The following is an 18024-nucleotide window of genomic DNA, read 5'->3' on the forward strand; positions in this document are numbered from 1 at the left end:
CAAGGATTTAATTCAATTTTTACGTCAAAAAAAGCTATAGTTCTCATCGCATTGCTTATGAGTGTTTTAGGCTATTCTCAAGATGAAACCCCAACAGATACGACTAAAACAGGCTATAGCTTAGGCAATATTAAAATGCCAAACCCACAAAGCATAGAATCGAAATATACCTATGACCCCATTTTAGACCGATACATTTATACAGAAAAAATTGATGATATCAATACCATCTATCCATTAGTCCTAACCCGAGAAGAATACCAAGACTTGGTGTTAAGAGAAAAAATGATGTCATATTTTAAAGAAAAAAGTGACGTAGTAAAAGGACGTGATGAAGAAAATCAAGACGATTTGTTACCCATTTTATACGTCAATAACGATTTTTTTGAAACCATTTTTGGTGGTAACCAAGTAGAAGTTAATCCTCAAGGTTCAGTGGGAATTGATATGGGAATTCTTTACTCTAAACAAGATAATCCTACATTATCTCCTAGAAATCAAAGTAACCTTTCATTTGACTTTAATCAAGCTATTAGATTAAGTTTACAAGCAAAAGTTGGAACAAAGCTAACCGTAGATGCACAATTTGACACCGAATCAACTTTTGATTTTCAAAATCAAATCAAATTACAATACACACCAGATGAAGATGATATTTTACAAGACATTCAAGTCGGTAATGTCAATATGCCACTAAATTCATCCTTAATTCAAGGCTCGCAAAGTTTATTTGGTGTAAAAACAAAATTTAAATTTGGAAAAACAACCATTACAAGTGTGTTTTCAGAAATGAATTCAGAACGCCAAAACGTAAGTGTTGAAGGCGGTGGAACAGTAAGAGAATACGACAAATTTATTTTAGATTACGACGAAAATCGACACTTTTTCTTAGCTCAATTTTTTAGAGATGAATATGATAGAGCTTTACAGAATTATCCTTTTATCAACTCAAGAGTGCAAATTCAGCGTGTGCAAATTTGGGTAACCAATCGGACAAACAATCCACAAACCATAGCCAATGCTCGAAATATTGTAGCCATTCAAGACTTAGGTGAATCTGAACCAGACAAACTAGGCTTCTTTTTAGATGATAATGGAAATCCTATTCCGCCACCTTTAGCTAACTTTTTAAACAATCCAGGTAATTTTCCCGATAACCCAAACAATGACTTTAACCCTTTTGGAATCGGCTCGGGTTCCAATTCAGTTTTAACGGAGCAAATTAGAGAAATCGCAACAGTAGGTCAAGGCTTTGGATCAGCTTCAAGTTTTGTTCAAGAAGGCAGAGACTATGGTGTTTTAGAAAATGCTCGAGAATTACAACCCAACGAATATACTTTAAATAGAGAATTGGGCTATATTACTTTAAACCAACGTTTATCAAACGACGAAATTTTGGGTGTTGCGTTTCAATTTACTACTAATGGAAAAGTCTATCAAGTTGGTGAGTTTGCTAACGATGGTATTGATGCTTCTCAAAATATTCAAAATCCTAACCAACAAGACCAGCAAATTGCTCAAAACCAAGCTTTGGTGGTTAAAATGCTAAAAAGTCCCGTGACTAATGTCAACGAACCTATTTGGGATTTGATGATGAAAAACTTTTACAACTTGAATGGTTCAAACCTTGAGCAAGACGGGTTTAAGATGAATATTTTATACACAGATCCACAACCTTTAAACTTTATTAACCCAGCACCTGGTGGAAGTTTGGCTTTGCCCGATGGTGTAGCAGACAAAAACCTATTAAGTGTATTTGAACTTGACCAACTTAATGCTAATCAAGACCCTATTAGCACTCGTGATGGCTTTTTCGATTTTGTGCCAGGAATTACTATTGATACCCAAAATGGTGTCATAAAATTTACAAAAGTTGAGCCTTTTGGTGAGTTTCTATTCAACAAACTGGATAACACACCCAATTCTGGACCAGAAGATTACAACGACCCTACAACTTATAATGACAATCAAGACTTTTATGTATTTCGTTCATTATATACAACTACAAAAACTCAGGCTTTACAAAACGAAGCTCAAAAAAATAAATTTCAAATTAAAGGACGTTACAAGTCTTCGGGTCAAAACGGCATTCCTTTAGGGGCATTTAATGTCCCTCGGGGTTCGGTTACAGTAACAGCAGGCGGACGAACTCTACAAGAAGGCGTAGATTATGTTGTAGATTACGAGTTGGGTAGAGTTCAAATCTTAGATGACGCACTTTTGGCATCCAATACACCAATTCAAGTTTCAACAGAAAACAATGCTCTTTTTGGGCGACAAACCAAACGGTTTACTGGCATTGATGTGCAACATCAGTTTAGTGATAAGTTACTTTTAGGGGCAACTTTTTTAAACTTAAACGAAAGACCATTAACTCAGAAAGCTGATTTTAATCAAGAGCCGATCAATAACACGATTTACGGGTTTAACTTTAATTATAATACTGAAGTGCCTTTTTTCACAAGACTTGTCAACAAGCTACCAAACATAGATACAGATGTGCCATCAAACTTATCGTTGAGAGGCGAATTTGCTTATTTAAGCCCAGGTTCACCAAAAGCTGATAATTTTAATGGAGAAACTACATCTTATGTCGATGACTTTGAAGGCTCGCAAACTTCAATTTCACTACTTAATCCTGACCCTTGGAAGTTGGCAAGTGTTCCAATAGGTTTTCGTGGACCAAACGATATTAATGGGTCATTTGAAACCAATAACGATATAAGAATTAATGATTTTAGAGCAAAATTAAATTGGTATTCTATAGATCCTATTTTTTACAGCACACAAAGACCAGTTGCCATTTCCGATCAAGATTTGTCTGATTATAAAACGCGAAGAATTTTAGTCAATGAATTGTTTCCTAATACAGATATCGTAACAGGTCAGATTCAAACCATTTTTACCCTTGATTTATCTTTTGACCCAACTCGACGTGGAATGTATAATTATAATTCTCTTCTTGCAAATAATAATACCTTGCCAAATCCAGAACAAAATTTTGGTGGTATAATGCGAGGGCTTCAAACTACAGATTTTGAACGTGCCAATGTCCAGTTTATCGAATTTTGGGTAATGGATCCTTTTATTTATCCAGAAAATGCTGGCAATAATGGTGGCCAAATGGTTTTGAACTTAGGAAGTATCACAGAAGATATACTTAAAGATGGTAGAAAACAATACGAAAATGGCTTGCCAGAAGATGGTGGCGAAGCCAATACCATAACAACAGAATTTTCTAAATTACCAACCGAACAATCTTTAGTTTATGCTTTTGATACAGATGGTCAAGAAAGAACCAATCAAGATGCAGGTTTAGATGGGTTAAACAATGCTCAAGAAGCCCAAAAATTTACAAACTTCGCAAGTTTAAACGATCCATCAAATGATGATTATATTTATTATTTAAATCGTGATGGAAATATTGTAGAACGTTACGAAAATTATAATGGAACTCAAGGTAATAACATAACCGAAGTTTCTCAAAACAATAGAGGAAATTCTGCATTTCCTGATGTTGAAGATGTCAATAGAGATAATACGATGAACACTATTGATAGCTATTTTGAATACAAAGTCCCTGTATTTCCTAATATGAGTGTGAATAACAATACCAGTACACAACCAGGTATTAATCAAGATTATATAACCGATGTGAGAGAAACAACAGCAACACTTCCCAACGGCGAACAATTGCCAGTAAGGTGGGTTCAATTCAGAGTTCCTCTCAATACAAGTCAAGAATTTGCTGTAGGTGGAATAGCTGATTTAAGATCGGTTAGGTTCATGCGGATGTATCTTACCGATTTTGATAGAAAAATACATCTAAGACTTGGATCATTAGACCTTGTTAGAGGTGATTATTTAACCTACAAACAACCCATTTTGCCAAATGGATCAGATCCTGAAACCAACGGTTCAACCTCCTTTAGTGCACAATCAGTAAGCGAAGAAAATACCACCGAATATGTTTCGCCACCAGGTGTTGTAAGAGAAGAATTGGTGAACAATAACCAAAGTGTAAGAGAAGATGAACAGTCTTTAGCTTTACTGATAAACAACTTAGAATCTCAAGACTCAAGAGGCGTTTTTAAAAATTTTAGAGTTGATATGCGTCAGTATGAAAACTTAGAAATGTTTTTACACGCACAAGCTTTACCGCCACCTGCTATTCAGCTACAAGATAATCAAATGGTAGCGTTTATTAGAATGGGATTAGATTTTACAAACAACTATTATCAAATAGAAATCCCTTTAAAAGTTAGTGAAGGTGGTGATTTTACGCCACGTGGTGTTTGGCCTTTAGAAAATGACCTTAATTTGCCATTGAATTTGCTTCAAGAAATTAAAGCTTTAGTAATTGGTAATGATGCTTATAGCAATTTAGAGCTTAACTTTTTTAATGAAAACTTAGAACCAGTTACCGGCACTGAACAAACCGAAGACTTAAGAATTGGTATAAAAGGAAACCCAAGTTTTGGTGACATAAGAGTGTTGATGTTAGGGGTCAAAAACCAAACTGCTCAAAACATATCAGGTCAAGTTTGGTTTAATGAATTGAGATTATCTGGCTTACAAAATCAAGGCGGTTGGGCAGGTCTTTTAAACTTAGATACCAACTTAGCTGATTTTGCTACGATTACTGCTACAGGAAGGCAAAGCACAATTGGTTTTGGTAATATAGAAGATGGTCCTAATCAAAGAAGTCGAGAAGATATTCAAGAATATGATGTTACAACTGGTATAAATGTTGGGCGACTTTTGCCACAAGATTGGGGTATAAAAATCCCATTTTCTTATAGCCGTGGTAGAACCTTAATCACACCACAGTTTGATCCTGTATTGAGAGATATAGAGTTAGAAACCTTGTTAGACAATGCACAAGACCAACAAACAGAAGATGAATTGAGAGAAAGAGCCGAAGATTATACAAGGCGTCAAAGCGTGAGTGTTATTGGGCTGAGAAAAGAAAGAACCAATACCACAAAGACCCCGATGCCTTATGATGTTGAAAACTTTGCCTTTTCTGGTACTTATAATCAAATCGATCATAGAGACTTTGAAATTAAAGAGTCTGTAGATCAAAGCGTTGACGTTAATGCTACATACAATTATGCTTTTCCGCAAGTGAAAGTTGAACCCCTAAAAGACAACGAGTTCTTGAAAAAAAGTCCGTATTTTGATTTGATAAAAGACTTTAATTTTAATGCATTACCAACTAGCGTTTCTGCTAGCACAACAATAAACAGACAGTATAGTGAGCTACAATTTAGAGAGTTTAATTTACCCGAAGGCAGTTTAGGCTTACCAAAACTTTATCAACGCAATTACTTTTTTGATTGGCAATTTGCATTAGATTATCAATTAACAGAATCTTTGAATTTTAATTTTAGCTCGAGTCAAAATAGAGTCATTCGAAATTTTATTGATGAAAACAATCAACAAGATGAAAGTGTAGGAATTTGGACTGATTTTTTTGATACAGGTATTCCTAATAGACATTCACAAGCCTTGCAGATTAATTATAATTTGCCTTTTAACAAAATACCAGCACTAAAATTTGTCAATGCACAATATTCATATACAGGAAATTTTTTATGGCAAAAAGGCTCTGAAATTTTAAGAGACTTAGAAGGAATACCAGATTTGGGTAACTCTATCCAAAACTCTTCTCAACATCAAATTAATGGAAATTTAAGTATGGCGACATTTTATGATTATATCGGTTTAAAGAAAAAGGGACAAACTGATACAAACCAAAGATTAAACAATCAAAGAAGTCGTCGTCAAAGAGGTCAGCAACCCAATCAAAATCAACAACCCCAACCACAAAATACAGATGGTGATGATGACAATGGTTTTGGCATAGAGCTTTTAAACACAGGAGTAACAATACTAAGAGCATTAGATAATGTTCAGTTTAATTATTCAGAAAGTCGAGGAATATTTTTGCCAGGATATACTAACAATGTTGGTTTTGCTGGTACGCTAAAACCTACTGCTGGATTTGTCTTTGGAGGACAAAGAGATATCAGAGAAATAGCGACGAGAAAAGGTTGGATAACGCTTTTTCAAGATTTTAACGATCAATATACTCGAAATCTCACAGAGCAATTAGACTTACAAGCTGGTTTAAAACTCCTGCCAGGTCTGACCATAGATTTATTAGCCAATAGAATGTATATGGATACCTATACTGAAAACTTCAAAGTAGATCCAGAAACACTTCAATATCAATCTTTAACGCCTAATTTGTTTGGCAACTTCAATATTACTACAAATTTAATTAGAACCGCTTTTGAAACATCAACCGCAGAAAACTCACCTACATTTCAAGAATTTAGAGAAAATAGATTGGTTATTGCTAGAAGATTAGCTTCTCAGGCAGGCATAAATCCTGATAATCCTGATAACTTAGATGAAGATGGCTTCCCTAAAGGTTTTGGCAAAACCAACCAATCAGTGCTTTTGCCAGCATTTTTAGCGACTTATACTGGACAAGATGCATCATCTGTCAAGCTTGGTGCATTTAGAGATACGCCAATTCCCAACTGGAACATAAAATATACTGGACTTATGCGTATCAAATGGTTTCAAGATAATTTTAACAGGTTTTCTATTGAGCATGGTTATATATCAAATTACACTATCAATCAATTTCAAAATAACCTTGAATATGACCGCATTGACCCTTTTGGAGAGTTTAATAAAGACCAAAACGGCAATTTTATCAATGAACTTTTAATTGGAAATATAAATCTTTCAGAACAATTTTCACCATTAGTAAAAGTAGATTTTGAGATGAAAAATTCTATAAGTATATTAGCAGAAATTAAAAGAGATAGAGTTTTGTCATTAAGTTTTAATAATAATTTACTCACAGAAATGCAAGGTGATGAATACAGATTGGGTTTAGGCTACAGGATAAGAGATTTACGCATTGTTACAAAATTTGAAGGAAATAGGCGAGTGCTCTCCAGTGATTTAAATCTAAAAGCCGATGTTTCTTTTAGACGAAACGAAACTATTATAAGAAGCCTTGACGTGTTAAACAATCGCACAACTTCAGGACAAGATATTTGGACTATCAACTTTACAGCAGATTATGGGTTGACAAGAAATTTAAATGCCGCATTCTTTTACGACCATACTTTTTCTCAAAATGCCATATCGACTATTTTTCCTCAAACCACTATCAGAACTGGAATACGCTTGACATATAACTTTGGAAACTAAACAACCTTAAAATATATAAAATGAAAGTACCAGAAAATTTAAAATACACAAAAGACCACGAATGGGTTAAACTAGACAAAGACATCGCCACAGTTGGTATTACTGATTTTGCTCAGAATGAACTTGGAGATATTGTTTATGTTGAAGTTGAAACTATTGATGAAGAACTTAAAAGCGAAGAAGTATTCGGAACTGTAGAAGCGGTTAAAACAGTTTCAGATTTGTTCATGCCTCTATCAGGAAAAGTAATAGAATTTAACGAACAACTAGAAGACGAACCAGAATTGGTAAACGACAAACCCTATGATGAAGGATGGATTATAAAAATAAAACTAAACGACTCTAACCAAATATCTGACCTACTCACAGCCGATGAATACCAAAAACACATTGAAGGTTAAGCTATCTCTTTTTTTTGCTGTAGCTTTTAGTCTCCTTATATTGTTTTTATCACTCATCAATCAGAGTAAGTTAGAAGTTATTAACCTTAAAATTAATGATAAAATTTACCATACATTATCATATTTATTGATGATATTCTTATGGTTAATATATTTTAAGTATAAAAATAAATCTATTCAAAATAAACTAAAATTTCTAATAGCATCACTAATATTAACGTTTGGTATCATTATTGAGGTTATGCAATTGGTATTAACAAATTATCGAAGTTTTGATTTGTTAGACATCTTAGCAAACGCTTTAGGTATAATGTGCGGTTTGATTTTATTTTTACCTATTGAAAAATATTTTATCAATAAAAACATTTGATATTTAGAAAAATAAATATAATTTAGTAATCTCAAATTAAAAATTTATGGAAACTAAAAAAAATCCAGACAAAGACCTTAGGAATAAAAGCTTACTGTTTTTTCAGATTGGTTTAGCACTTATGCTATTAATATCTTGGAGAGCAATTGAATGGAAGACTTACGACAAGGAAGATATCGATCTTGGAGTTGTAAATTTAGACATGCTTGAAGAAGAAGATGTGCCGATTACAGAAATGCAAAATAAACCGCCACCGCCACCGCCACCACCGCCACCAGCTCCTGAAGTTATTGAAGTTATAGAAGATGACTCTGAAATTGAAGAAGAAGTTATTGAATCTACAGAAACTACAGAAATGGAAGTGGTAGAAGTAGAAGATGTTCAAGAAGTTGAAGAAGAAATAGGTGATGTTCCTTTTGCTATTATTCAGCAAGTGCCAATTTTTCCAGGTTGCGAAAATGCCAAGGACAAAAAGAAATGCATGAATGAAAAAATCAGCAAGTATGTCGATAAAAATTTTGATAGAAGCTTAGGCTCAGAACTTGGTTTAACAGGTAGAAATAGAGTAAGTGTTCAATTTAAAATCGATAAAAATGGAGACGTGGTTGACGTTAAAGCTCGTGGACCTCATCCAAGATTAGAGCAAGAAGCTATTAGAGTTATCAAAGGACTTCCCAAAATGATACCTGGCGAACAAAGAGGCCAAAAAGTTGGTGTACTTTATGGCTTACCAATCAACTTTTTTGTTCAAGAATAACTTTAAATATAATGATAAATTATTAACCTAAGCCCTGAATAGGCTTAGGTTTTTTTATAAACGACTTTGACTTATAATTCATTAAATTTGACCAATCTAAAAATAAAATGAAACTACTACTCAATCTTTTAATCATTATAGCTATAACCTTTACTGCAAAAGCACAAGATACATCATACCCAATATTTGAAGAATGTAGCGAGGTTGATCAAATTCAGCTCCAAAAAGAATGTTTTGAAACTAATTTTAATAACCATTTAAAACAGCTTTTAAAAAACACATCTAATGATAGTTTACCAAAATCTCAAAAAGTTTCTTTGATATTTGATGTTGATAAAAATGGTAAATTCAATCTTATCTTTATAGATGCTGATAGTCAAACAGTAAAACAGAATTTTGAAAAAGCCTTTGACAGTTTGCCAAAAGTAAAGCCAGCTAAAACTTATGGTAATCCTAGCTTTATGCAATTTAGTGTTGATTTGATTTATCCCTTTCATAAAAATGGTTTAGATAAATCTGCAATTTCTTCAACTCACCCACAAATAAAACCTCAAGAAACACAACTTTCTGAGTCTTTAATAAAGGCAAAACAAGAATTTGAAGCGGTAGATAATGAAACAAAAAAATATGATGCTGAGTTGTTTTCTAGTTATGCTTATATCCCATTATCTCACGAAATCTACAATCGTTTTGACAGAGAAATGAATTTAATAGGAACAAATTCTCATACTTCACAAAAACCGTTTACCTACAAAGATGTAAAGCCATATTACGATTTTAAAGAAAAAAACAGCGATTTAGCTTTTAATAAAAACTCTTGGTTTGGACGAAAACTTTTTGATGAACATCTCGCCACAGTCAGTGGTAATAATTATTGGCTTGCCTTAGATTTTGGGGTTGATTTGCAATTAGGAAGAGATACAGACAACAGTCTAAACACTTACAACAACACGAGAATAGGATTTGTTCAAGGTGGTGTTGGAAATAAACTAACATATTACGGTGCTATCTTTGAAAGTCAAGGTCGTTTTGCTGATTACTATAATCGTTTAGCACGCTCAAGAGCACCAATAGATGGTAATCCAGCTATTATACCAGGTCGTGGAGTGGCTAAAAAATTTAATTCTGATGCCTTTGATTACCCTGTAACAGTAGGCTATATCAATTACCGTTTCAATGATAATTTTAATATTCAGTTAGGCAATTATAAAAATTTTATAGGTGACGGCTATCGGTCTTTATTTTTAAGCGATAACGCAAGTCCTTATCCATACGTTAAAGTCGATGCCAAATTTTGGAAAATCAAATATACCAATATTTGGATGCAAACTAGAAACACTAACTTATTAACTGAGAGCGAAGCCTATCAAACTAAATTTATGGCCATTCATCATTTGAGTTATAACGTCAATAAAAGGCTTAACATTGGCTTGTTTGAAGTCGCTATTTGGGATAATGAAAAAGAACGCGGCTTTGATATCAGCTATCTCAACCCCTTATTGTTCTATCAAATGGTTGAGTTTTCTACTGGCACTGAAGGTGGTAAAGTTATGGTTGGAGCTAACTATAAATACAAATGGACAGACAATATTTATTCTTATGGACAATTGCTTATAGATGAACTTTCGTTTAATGATGTTTTTGATGGCAACAATAGTTTTAAAAACAAATTTGGATTGCGACTTGGGGTTAAATATTTTGATGCTTTTAAAATTAAAGACTTTGACCTTCAATTAGAATACAATCAAGTTAGACCTTTTACATATTCGCATAATAAAATTAGCACAAATTATACCCATAACGGTCAATCTTTAGCTCATCTTTGGGGTGCAAATTTTAGGGAAATAATCGCTATTGTACGCTACCGCAAAAACCGTTGGTTTGGTCATACCAAATTGATATTTGGCGAGCGTGGTTTTGAACCCGAAGCTGATCTTGATCCTTTTTACGGTTCAGATTTGTTTGGAACAGAAGATAACTTGTTTAGTGAAACGGGTAATACCATTGACCAAGGTAATCGGGTCAATTCATATTATGCCGAATTAGAAGCAGGCTATCTCATCAATCCAGCAACAAACTTTAAGGTTTACCTAAACATTATTGGTCGTGATTTTAATGCAACTATACAAAACGACAGAACTTTTGATAACAATACAGCTTGGGTCAATTTTGGTTTAAGAACCGATTTGTTTAATTGGTATTTTGACTATTAATGTTTTTAAATTTTATGTTAGACAAAATTATTTTATCAAATATCAGAGTATATGCCTACCACGGTTGTCTTGATGAAGAATCTAAAATTGGAAGTAATTACAGAGTTGATGTAGAAGTTGATGTAGATTTGGAGCTGTCTTCAAATTCAGACAAGCTAAAGGATACTGTAGATTATGTGATTCTTAATCAAATAGTAAAACAAGAGATGTCTATTCCTTCAAAACTATTAGAACATGTTGCTCAAAGAATTAATAGTAGAGTTTTCAAAGAATTTTCGAAAGTTAAACGTATAAAAACACAAGTCGCAAAACTTAATCCACCGATTATAGGTGATGTAGAATCTGTCAGTGTAAAAATGATAAAACGTAGAGAATAGTCTTTATTTTATTATAAAATAACTAAATTTGCAAATCCTAAAAGGTGTCGTGGCCGAGTGGCTAGGCAGAGGTCTGCAAAACCTTGTACAGCGGTTCGAATCCGCTCGACACCTCTAACAAAAACACACTTAACCCTGATGTCCAATACATTTGGGTTTTTTGTTTTTCTCTCTTGACCTACATTATTGCTCAAATATCGAAAATTTAACCCAAATTATTCATTGAAACATAATCTTTCATAATTGAGCATTTTTCGTCATTATTCAATAGAAAATTTCCTTTGAATAATTCGGGCTAAACAGTTTTTTAAACTTTTAAGTCAATGTCTTAATTTCAGAAATCATTTTTTGGGCTAATTGATCAGCTTCATCTTGCGTTTGGGCTTCGGTATAAACTCTAATAATAGGCTCGGTATTTGACTTTCTTAAATGTACCCAAGAATTTTTAAAATCTATTTTCACACCATCTATTGTTGTAAGTTCTTCATTTTGGTATAATTTTTCAACCTTTTTAAGGATTTGATCAACATCAATTTGTGGGGTTAATTGAATTTTTTCTTTAGCCATAAAATAGCTTGGATAAGTTTTTCTCAGTTCAGAAACCTTCATTTGTTTTTGACTCAGGTGTGATAAAAACAAAGCTAAACCCACTAAACTATCTCTGCCATAATGCAAGTTAGGATAAATAATTCCGCCATTGCCTTCGCCGCCAATTACCGCATTGGTGTCTTTCATTGTTTTGACCACATTAACCTCTCCAACTGCACTTGCTGTATAATGACCGCCGTGTTTCTCAGTCACATCTCTCAAGGCTCGAGATGAAGATAGATTGCTCACCGTATTGCCTTTTCTTCGAGACAAAATATAATCTGCAACGCTCACCAAAGTGTATTCTTCGCCAAACATCTCGCCGTTTTCATCCATAAATGCCAAGCGGTCAACATCTGGATCAACAGCAATTCCAAAATCTGCATTTTCTTTAATTACGGTTTTAGATAACTCGGTTAAATGTTTTTTAAGCGGTTCAGGATTATGTGGAAATTGACCTGTTGGTTCACAATATAATTGAATAACTTCTACGTTAAGTTGCTCTAAAAGTGGCACAATAGAAATTCCACCTGTAGAATTGACAGCATCCAAAACCACTTTAAATTTTTGAAGCTTGATATCTTTGACTAAAACATCATCTAAATTTAAAATTTCTTCAATATGTAAGTCGATATAAGAATTGTGATTTGTTCTTTGACCGAGATGTTCAACTTTTGAAAAATTATAATTTTCGGCTTCAACCAAGTCAAGTATGGCTTTACCTTCTTTGCCATCTAAAAATTCACCTTTTTCGTTAAGCAATTTTAAAGCATTCCATTCCACAGGATTATGACTTGCGGTGATGATAATGCCACCGTCGGCATGTTCGAGTTTTACCGCCATTTCAACGGTTGGCGTAGTTGATAGTTCTAAACTAACCACATCAATACCCAAACCTTGTAAGCTGTTGATAACGAGTTCTTGTATCATTTTGCCCGATGGTCTGGCATCGCGACCTATAACCACTTTGTAGTTGTCTTTTTTGCGATAAGATTTTAGCCAAGTGCCATAAGCAGTGACAAATTTAACCGCATCAATCGGTGTTAAATTATCACCAACTTTACCGCCAATAGTACCTCTGATTCCTGAAATAGATTTGATTAGTGTCATAAATTAAATTAAAAAAAGAATTGATTTTCTAAAACTTACTCAAAAATACATAAATTATAAGGATGATACATTAATTTGTTCTACTTTTAAACTATGAATTATTTGGCTCACATATATCTTTCTGGAAAAAATGAAGACATCAGAATCGGTAATTTTATCGCTGATTTTATTTATGGAAGTCGATATCAAAATTATTCTACCAATATTCAAAAAGGCATACTTCTTCATCGTGCTATTGATACTTACACCGATGCACATCCTATTTTTAGACAAAGCAAAAAACGATTATTTTCTGAATTCAAACATTACAGCGACGTGATTGTCGATATGTTTTATGATCATTTCTTAGCTAAAAATTTTGACAATTATTCTTCAGAAGATTTAACTCATTTTGCCACATCTTTTTATAATTCTTTAGACAAAAGGCGTAAAGAATTACCTAAAAAAGTGAATCAAATTCTTCCTGTGATGAAACAATATAATTGGTTGGTAAGCTATAAAAACACTGATGATCTTAGAGATATTCTCAATCAAATGAATCATAAAACCAAGTTCAAAACACAGCTGGATGATTCTGTAGATTTATTGATTGAACATTATGATAGTTTTGAAAATGAGTTTACACAATTTTTTAGAGAAATTCAAAACGAGCAACCTAAAATGCTTAAATCTTTAGAAAAATAAGTGACAAAAAGAGATAAATATTCTATAAATGATTAAAAATATGTGAATTATTAAATCGAACTCACCTTTTAAACAATTACCCGAACATCCATAATCAGAGTTTATTTGATATCATAAAAATTTCACTTATTAGCATATTGATAAAAGAACTAAGAAAAACCTTACCTTTGCAAAAATTTTAAAATTCCATGTCGAATATTGTTGCTGTTGTTGGTCGCCCAAATGTAGGGAAATCCACGTTTTTTAATCGTATGATTCAAAGGCGTGAAGCCATTATTGATGCTGAAAGTGGCGTAACACGCGACCGTCATTATGGAAAATCTGAATGGAATGGCAAGGCCTTTTCATTGATTGATACTGGCGGTTATGTAGAAAACAGCGATGATGTGTTCCAAAATGAAATCGATAAACAAGTGCATCTCGCCATTGAAGAAGCCGATGCTATTATATTTTTAGTTGATGTTCAAGAAGGTCTCACTCCTATGGACGAAGATGTGGCTAAAATTTTAAGAAAAGCTGAAAAACCCGTTTTTCTTGCTATCAATAAAGTTGATAGTAGCAAAAATATTCAAGATGCTATGGAGTTTTACGCCTTAGGTCTTGGCGAATATTACAATATTTCTGCCATCAACGGCAGTGGCACGGGCGAATTGTTAGACGACTTGGTCAAAGCACTTCCTGAAGAAGAAATCAAAGAGGAAGAAAGTTTACCCAAGTTTGCCGTTGTTGGACGCCCAAATGCTGGAAAATCTTCGTTTATCAATGCCTTGATTGGAGAAGAACGCTACATTGTTACTGATGTTGCTGGAACTACGCGTGACTCTATTGACACTCACTACAATCGTTTTGGTTTTGATTTTAATTTGGTCGATACCGCTGGTATTAGACGAAAAGCTAAGGTGAAAGAAAGCCTTGAGTTTTACTCGGTAATGCGTAGCGTAAGAGCTATTGAAAGTTCTGATGTATGCTTAGTGCTTGTCGATGCTCAACGCGGTTTTGACGGACAAGTGCAAAACATTTTTTGGTTGGCTCAGCGGAATAAGAAAGGCATCGTAATTTTAGTCAATAAATGGGATTTAGTCGATAAAGAAACCAACACTTTAAAGCAATTTCAAAACCACATTCTTCAAAAAATTGAACCTTTTACCGATGTGCCAATTGTTTTTATTTCAGTCATCAACAAACAACGTATTTTTAAAGCTATTGAAACAGCAGTTGAAGTTTATCATAACAGAAGTAAACGCATAAAAACCCGTAAACTTAACGATGTTTTATTGCCTTTGATTCAAAAATTTCCACCGCCTGCAGTGAAAGGTAAATATGTAAAAATAAAATTTATCACCCAATTACCCACACATCATCCGCAGTTTGCATTTTTCTGCAATTTACCGCAATACGTCAAAGAGCCTTACAAGCGTTTTCTTGAAAATAAAATCAGAGAAAACTTTGATTTTAAAGGCGTTCCTATAGATATTTATATGCGTAAGAAATAACACTGAATGTTATTTTAAATGTCTCTAAAATGTACAGAGTTCTTGAAATACTTGCCTGCCACGTCGGTATTATAATACCTTAATTAACCAAATTAATCATTTTAATTGGCATAACTTTAGAATGTGATTTTGGAAACCAAAATGTTAAGTTTCGATACAAAATTCGTATCAGAATTTCATTCAAATTGACTCAATTTGGTTGAATTGATATCAGGTTATGTTTTTAGATTGAAATAGAATATTTTATAAACTACTATAAATCAAATATTTATATTTTAGTGTTTAATTGAAAACAAAATGCTATCTCACAAAAACTGGTTGGTTTTTGTTTTTTGTTTCAGATTTGCTGAAAGCATAGTTATCGTCATTAAATTTTAAAATATCTTCGTAACTAGGATTGTCAATTTTTGCGAGATGTTTGGTCATTAAGCCTCTGGCTTTTTTGGCATAAAAACTGATCACTTTGAGTTTACCGTTTTTATAATCTTTAAAAACAGGTTCAACCCATTGTCCTTTCAATTTTGATTTTTGAATAGATTTAGAGTATTCTTTACTCGCTAAATTAACAACCAATTCATTTTCTTCTAATTCATTATTAAGTGTTTCTGTTAAGGTTTCTTTCCAAAATTCGTATAAATTTTTGGCGTTTTCAACTTCTAATGACGTTCCCATTTCAAGTCGGTAAGCTTGTATTAGATCTAAGGGTTTGAGCATGCCGTAAAATCCAGACAATATTCTTAACCTATCTTGCAAACGATTGATATCACTTTTCGATAATTGGTAAGCATCTATACCGTCATACACATCGCCATCAAAGGTGTAAATTGCGGGTCTAGAATTTTGAGGCTGATGATTTATAGAAAAATCTTGAAATCTTGTGTGGTTTAATTCAGCTAATTTGTCACTGATTGACATTAAATCTTTTAAATCATTTTTGGAAGATTGTTTTAAAACCTTATGTATTTTTTCAGTTTTATCTAAAAACTGTGGTGTTGTATAGTTTTTTGTCGGTAAATCTTGTTCTAAATTTAAAGATTTAGCAGGAGAAAGTAATATTTTCATAATCGTTTTTGATGTAAATTTAATAGAAAAACAGCATCAAAACGATTTTGTTTTATAGAAAATTAAGATATTAGAATAGGGAAATCTAATGATCTTAATGTTTAGCGTGTTTTGCATAATTTCGCCACTTGTCAATACAAGCTTGCATATCATCAGGCAAGTTTGTTGAAAATGATAAATATTCACTTGTTTTTGGATGTTCAAATCCTAAGGTTTTAGCGTGAAGTGCTTGTCGTGGCAAAACTTTAAAACAGTTTTCTACAAATTGTTTGTATTTTGTGAAGCTAGTACCTTTTAAAATTCTGTCGCCACCATAGCGGGAATCGTTAAACAAAGTATGGCTAATGTATTTCATATGAACACGAATTTGATGGGTTCGCCCTGTTTCAAGTTGACAAGACACCAAAGTCACATAGCCGAAACGCTCAATAACTTTGTAATGTGTGATAGCCGGTTTGCCATATTCAGCTTTATCACTTTCATAAACTGTATTTTGTAATCTGTTTTTGGGATGTCGCCCAATGTTGCCTTCTATTGTACCTTCATCATCTTTAACATCGCCCCAAACTAAAGCCACATATTCGCGTTGACTGGTTTTGTGAAAAAACTGTTTGCTGAGATGCGTCATAGCTTCTTCGGTTTTGGCCACCACCAAAAGTCCGCTGGTTTCCTTATCAATGCGATGCACTAAACCTGGTCGGTTTGAGCTGTTGTTGGGTAGGTTATCAAAATGATATACCAGTGCATTAATCAACGTGCCTGAATAGTTGCCATGACCTGGATGAACTACCATTCCTGCTTCTTTATTGACCACCAACAAATCATCATCTTCATAAACAATGTCAATAGGAATATTTTCGGGTTCTAATAAATTTTCATAAGGTGGATAAGACATTAAAACCTTGACTTCATCGCCAGCTTTAACTTTATGATTGGGTTTAACGGTTTCTGAATTGACAAAAATATTACCCGATTTTGCGACTTTTTGAATTTTATTTCTTGAGGCATTTTCAATAAAATTCATCAAAAACTTATCCACTCGTAACGGCTCCTGACCTTTTGCAGCAATAAAATGATAGTGCTCAAAAAGATCGTCGTTGTTTTCGTTTTGATTGTCATTCATCATCATTTGAATTTTATCTAATTTGATTCTGAATAATCTAAACTCCCATCGCCTACAACAATATCTACAACACTAGTTTTTTTAAGTTTATCGCCTGGTTTTAATGTTTTGTCTTGATGTTTCAGCTCTAAAACTACATCTTTTGCAATGTCTGGTTTTGTAGTAATTTCACCAATTTTAAATCCTAAAGATTTTAAGGTTGGCAAAACTTGTCTTTTGGTATTTCCGATGATGTTTTCTGGAATGCTCACTAAAGCGTAATCTTTCGGATTTATGGTCAAATATATTTTACGGTTTTCTTTGACCGATTGACCTGGTTTGGGATCTTGTTCTACAACAGAAAACGAGGGATAATCTGGATTGTAAGCGGTTGAATCCATAATGACATACCTCAAATTGAGTTGGTCTAATTTTTTTTCAACAATATCCATTTCTAATTTACTCAAATCTGGAACTTCTATATATTCATCATGGTTGGTGTAATAATTCAGCCAATAGAACAAGCCAATGATTAAAACGATAGTTAGGATTACAGCTAAAACTAGATTTTTTAAAAACGTTTTACTGAATAAAAAATTAAAAAAACTCATATTTTAAATTATATAAGGCA

12 protein-coding genes and 1 tRNA gene are annotated in these 18024 nt (G+C 33.3%); 9 read left to right on the forward strand and 4 right to left on the reverse strand.

What is annotated here, in order from left to right; translation table 11 throughout:
• Window positions 1-57: 57 nt before the first annotated feature.
• The 7 genes from sprA (at window position 58) to IGB25_RS14060 (ending at window position 11468) form a co-directional block, all read left to right on the forward strand.
• Window positions 58-7236: a cell surface protein SprA gene (gene sprA / locus IGB25_RS14030; protein ID WP_211066937.1), complete on the forward strand. Its 7179-nt coding sequence runs from the start codon at window positions 58-60 to the stop codon at window positions 7234-7236.
• Window positions 7237-7256: 20 nt separating this feature from the next.
• Window positions 7257-7637, forward strand: coding sequence for a glycine cleavage system protein GcvH (gene gcvH, locus IGB25_RS14035; protein ID WP_211065531.1), 381 nt, complete (start codon window positions 7257-7259; stop codon window positions 7635-7637).
• Window positions 7609-8007 carry a VanZ family protein gene (locus IGB25_RS15750; RefSeq protein ID WP_211065532.1) on the forward strand — a complete coding sequence of 133 codons (399 nt, stop codon included), beginning with the start codon at window positions 7609-7611 and terminating at the stop codon, window positions 8005-8007. The genes gcvH and IGB25_RS15750 overlap by 29 nt, the downstream gene beginning before the upstream one ends.
• A gap of 46 nt (window positions 8008-8053) precedes the next feature.
• Window positions 8054-8764 carry an energy transducer TonB gene (locus tag IGB25_RS14045; RefSeq protein WP_211065533.1) on the forward strand — a complete coding sequence of 237 codons (711 nt, stop codon included), beginning with the start codon at window positions 8054-8056 and terminating at the stop codon, window positions 8762-8764.
• Between the two features lie 107 nt (window positions 8765-8871).
• A complete protein-coding gene (locus IGB25_RS14050) occupies window positions 8872-10977 on the forward strand; it encodes a gliding motility protein RemB (protein WP_211065534.1) in 2106 nt (701 codons plus the stop codon).
• A 14-nt stretch (window positions 10978-10991) separates the two neighbouring features.
• Entirely contained in the window at window positions 10992-11354 is a 363-nt protein-coding gene (gene folB, locus IGB25_RS14055; protein ID WP_211065535.1) for a dihydroneopterin aldolase, read from the forward strand.
• 43 nt (window positions 11355-11397) lie between these two features.
• A tRNA-Cys gene (locus IGB25_RS14060) sits at window positions 11398-11468 on the forward strand.
• Between the two features lie 201 nt (window positions 11469-11669).
• Here the strand turns inward: IGB25_RS14060 and glmM are convergent.
• Window positions 11670-13052: a phosphoglucosamine mutase gene (glmM, locus tag IGB25_RS14065; RefSeq protein WP_211065536.1), complete on the reverse strand. Its 1383-nt coding sequence runs from the start codon at window positions 13050-13052 to the stop codon at window positions 11670-11672.
• Between the two features lie 93 nt (window positions 13053-13145).
• Between glmM and IGB25_RS14070 the strand changes: the two genes are divergently transcribed.
• Window positions 13146-13736, forward strand: a complete 591-nt coding sequence (locus IGB25_RS14070; RefSeq protein WP_211065537.1) for an ACP phosphodiesterase — start codon at window positions 13146-13148, stop codon at window positions 13734-13736.
• Between the two features lie 188 nt (window positions 13737-13924).
• Complete coding sequence (gene der / locus IGB25_RS14075; RefSeq protein WP_211065538.1) at window positions 13925-15229, forward strand: ribosome biogenesis GTPase Der; 1305 nt, start codon at window positions 13925-13927, stop codon at window positions 15227-15229.
• A gap of 300 nt (window positions 15230-15529) precedes the next feature.
• Here the strand turns inward: der and yaaA are convergent, their stop codons facing one another.
• The 3 genes from yaaA to IGB25_RS14090 form a co-directional block, all read right to left on the reverse strand.
• Window positions 15530-16291, reverse strand: coding sequence for a peroxide stress protein YaaA (gene yaaA, locus IGB25_RS14080; protein ID WP_211065539.1), 762 nt, complete (start codon window positions 16289-16291; stop codon window positions 15530-15532).
• A gap of 94 nt (window positions 16292-16385) precedes the next feature.
• Entirely contained in the window at window positions 16386-17417 is a 1032-nt protein-coding gene (locus tag IGB25_RS14085; protein WP_247653537.1) for an RluA family pseudouridine synthase, read from the reverse strand.
• 14 nt (window positions 17418-17431) lie between these two features.
• Window positions 17432-18004, reverse strand: a complete 573-nt coding sequence (locus tag IGB25_RS14090) for a PASTA domain-containing protein (protein ID WP_211065541.1) — start codon at window positions 18002-18004, stop codon at window positions 17432-17434.
• Between the last annotated feature and the right edge of the window lie 20 nt (window positions 18005-18024).

The organism is Flavobacterium sp. CS20, assembly GCF_018080005.1.
Taxonomy (GTDB): Bacteria; Bacteroidota; Bacteroidia; order Flavobacteriales; family Flavobacteriaceae; genus Psychroflexus.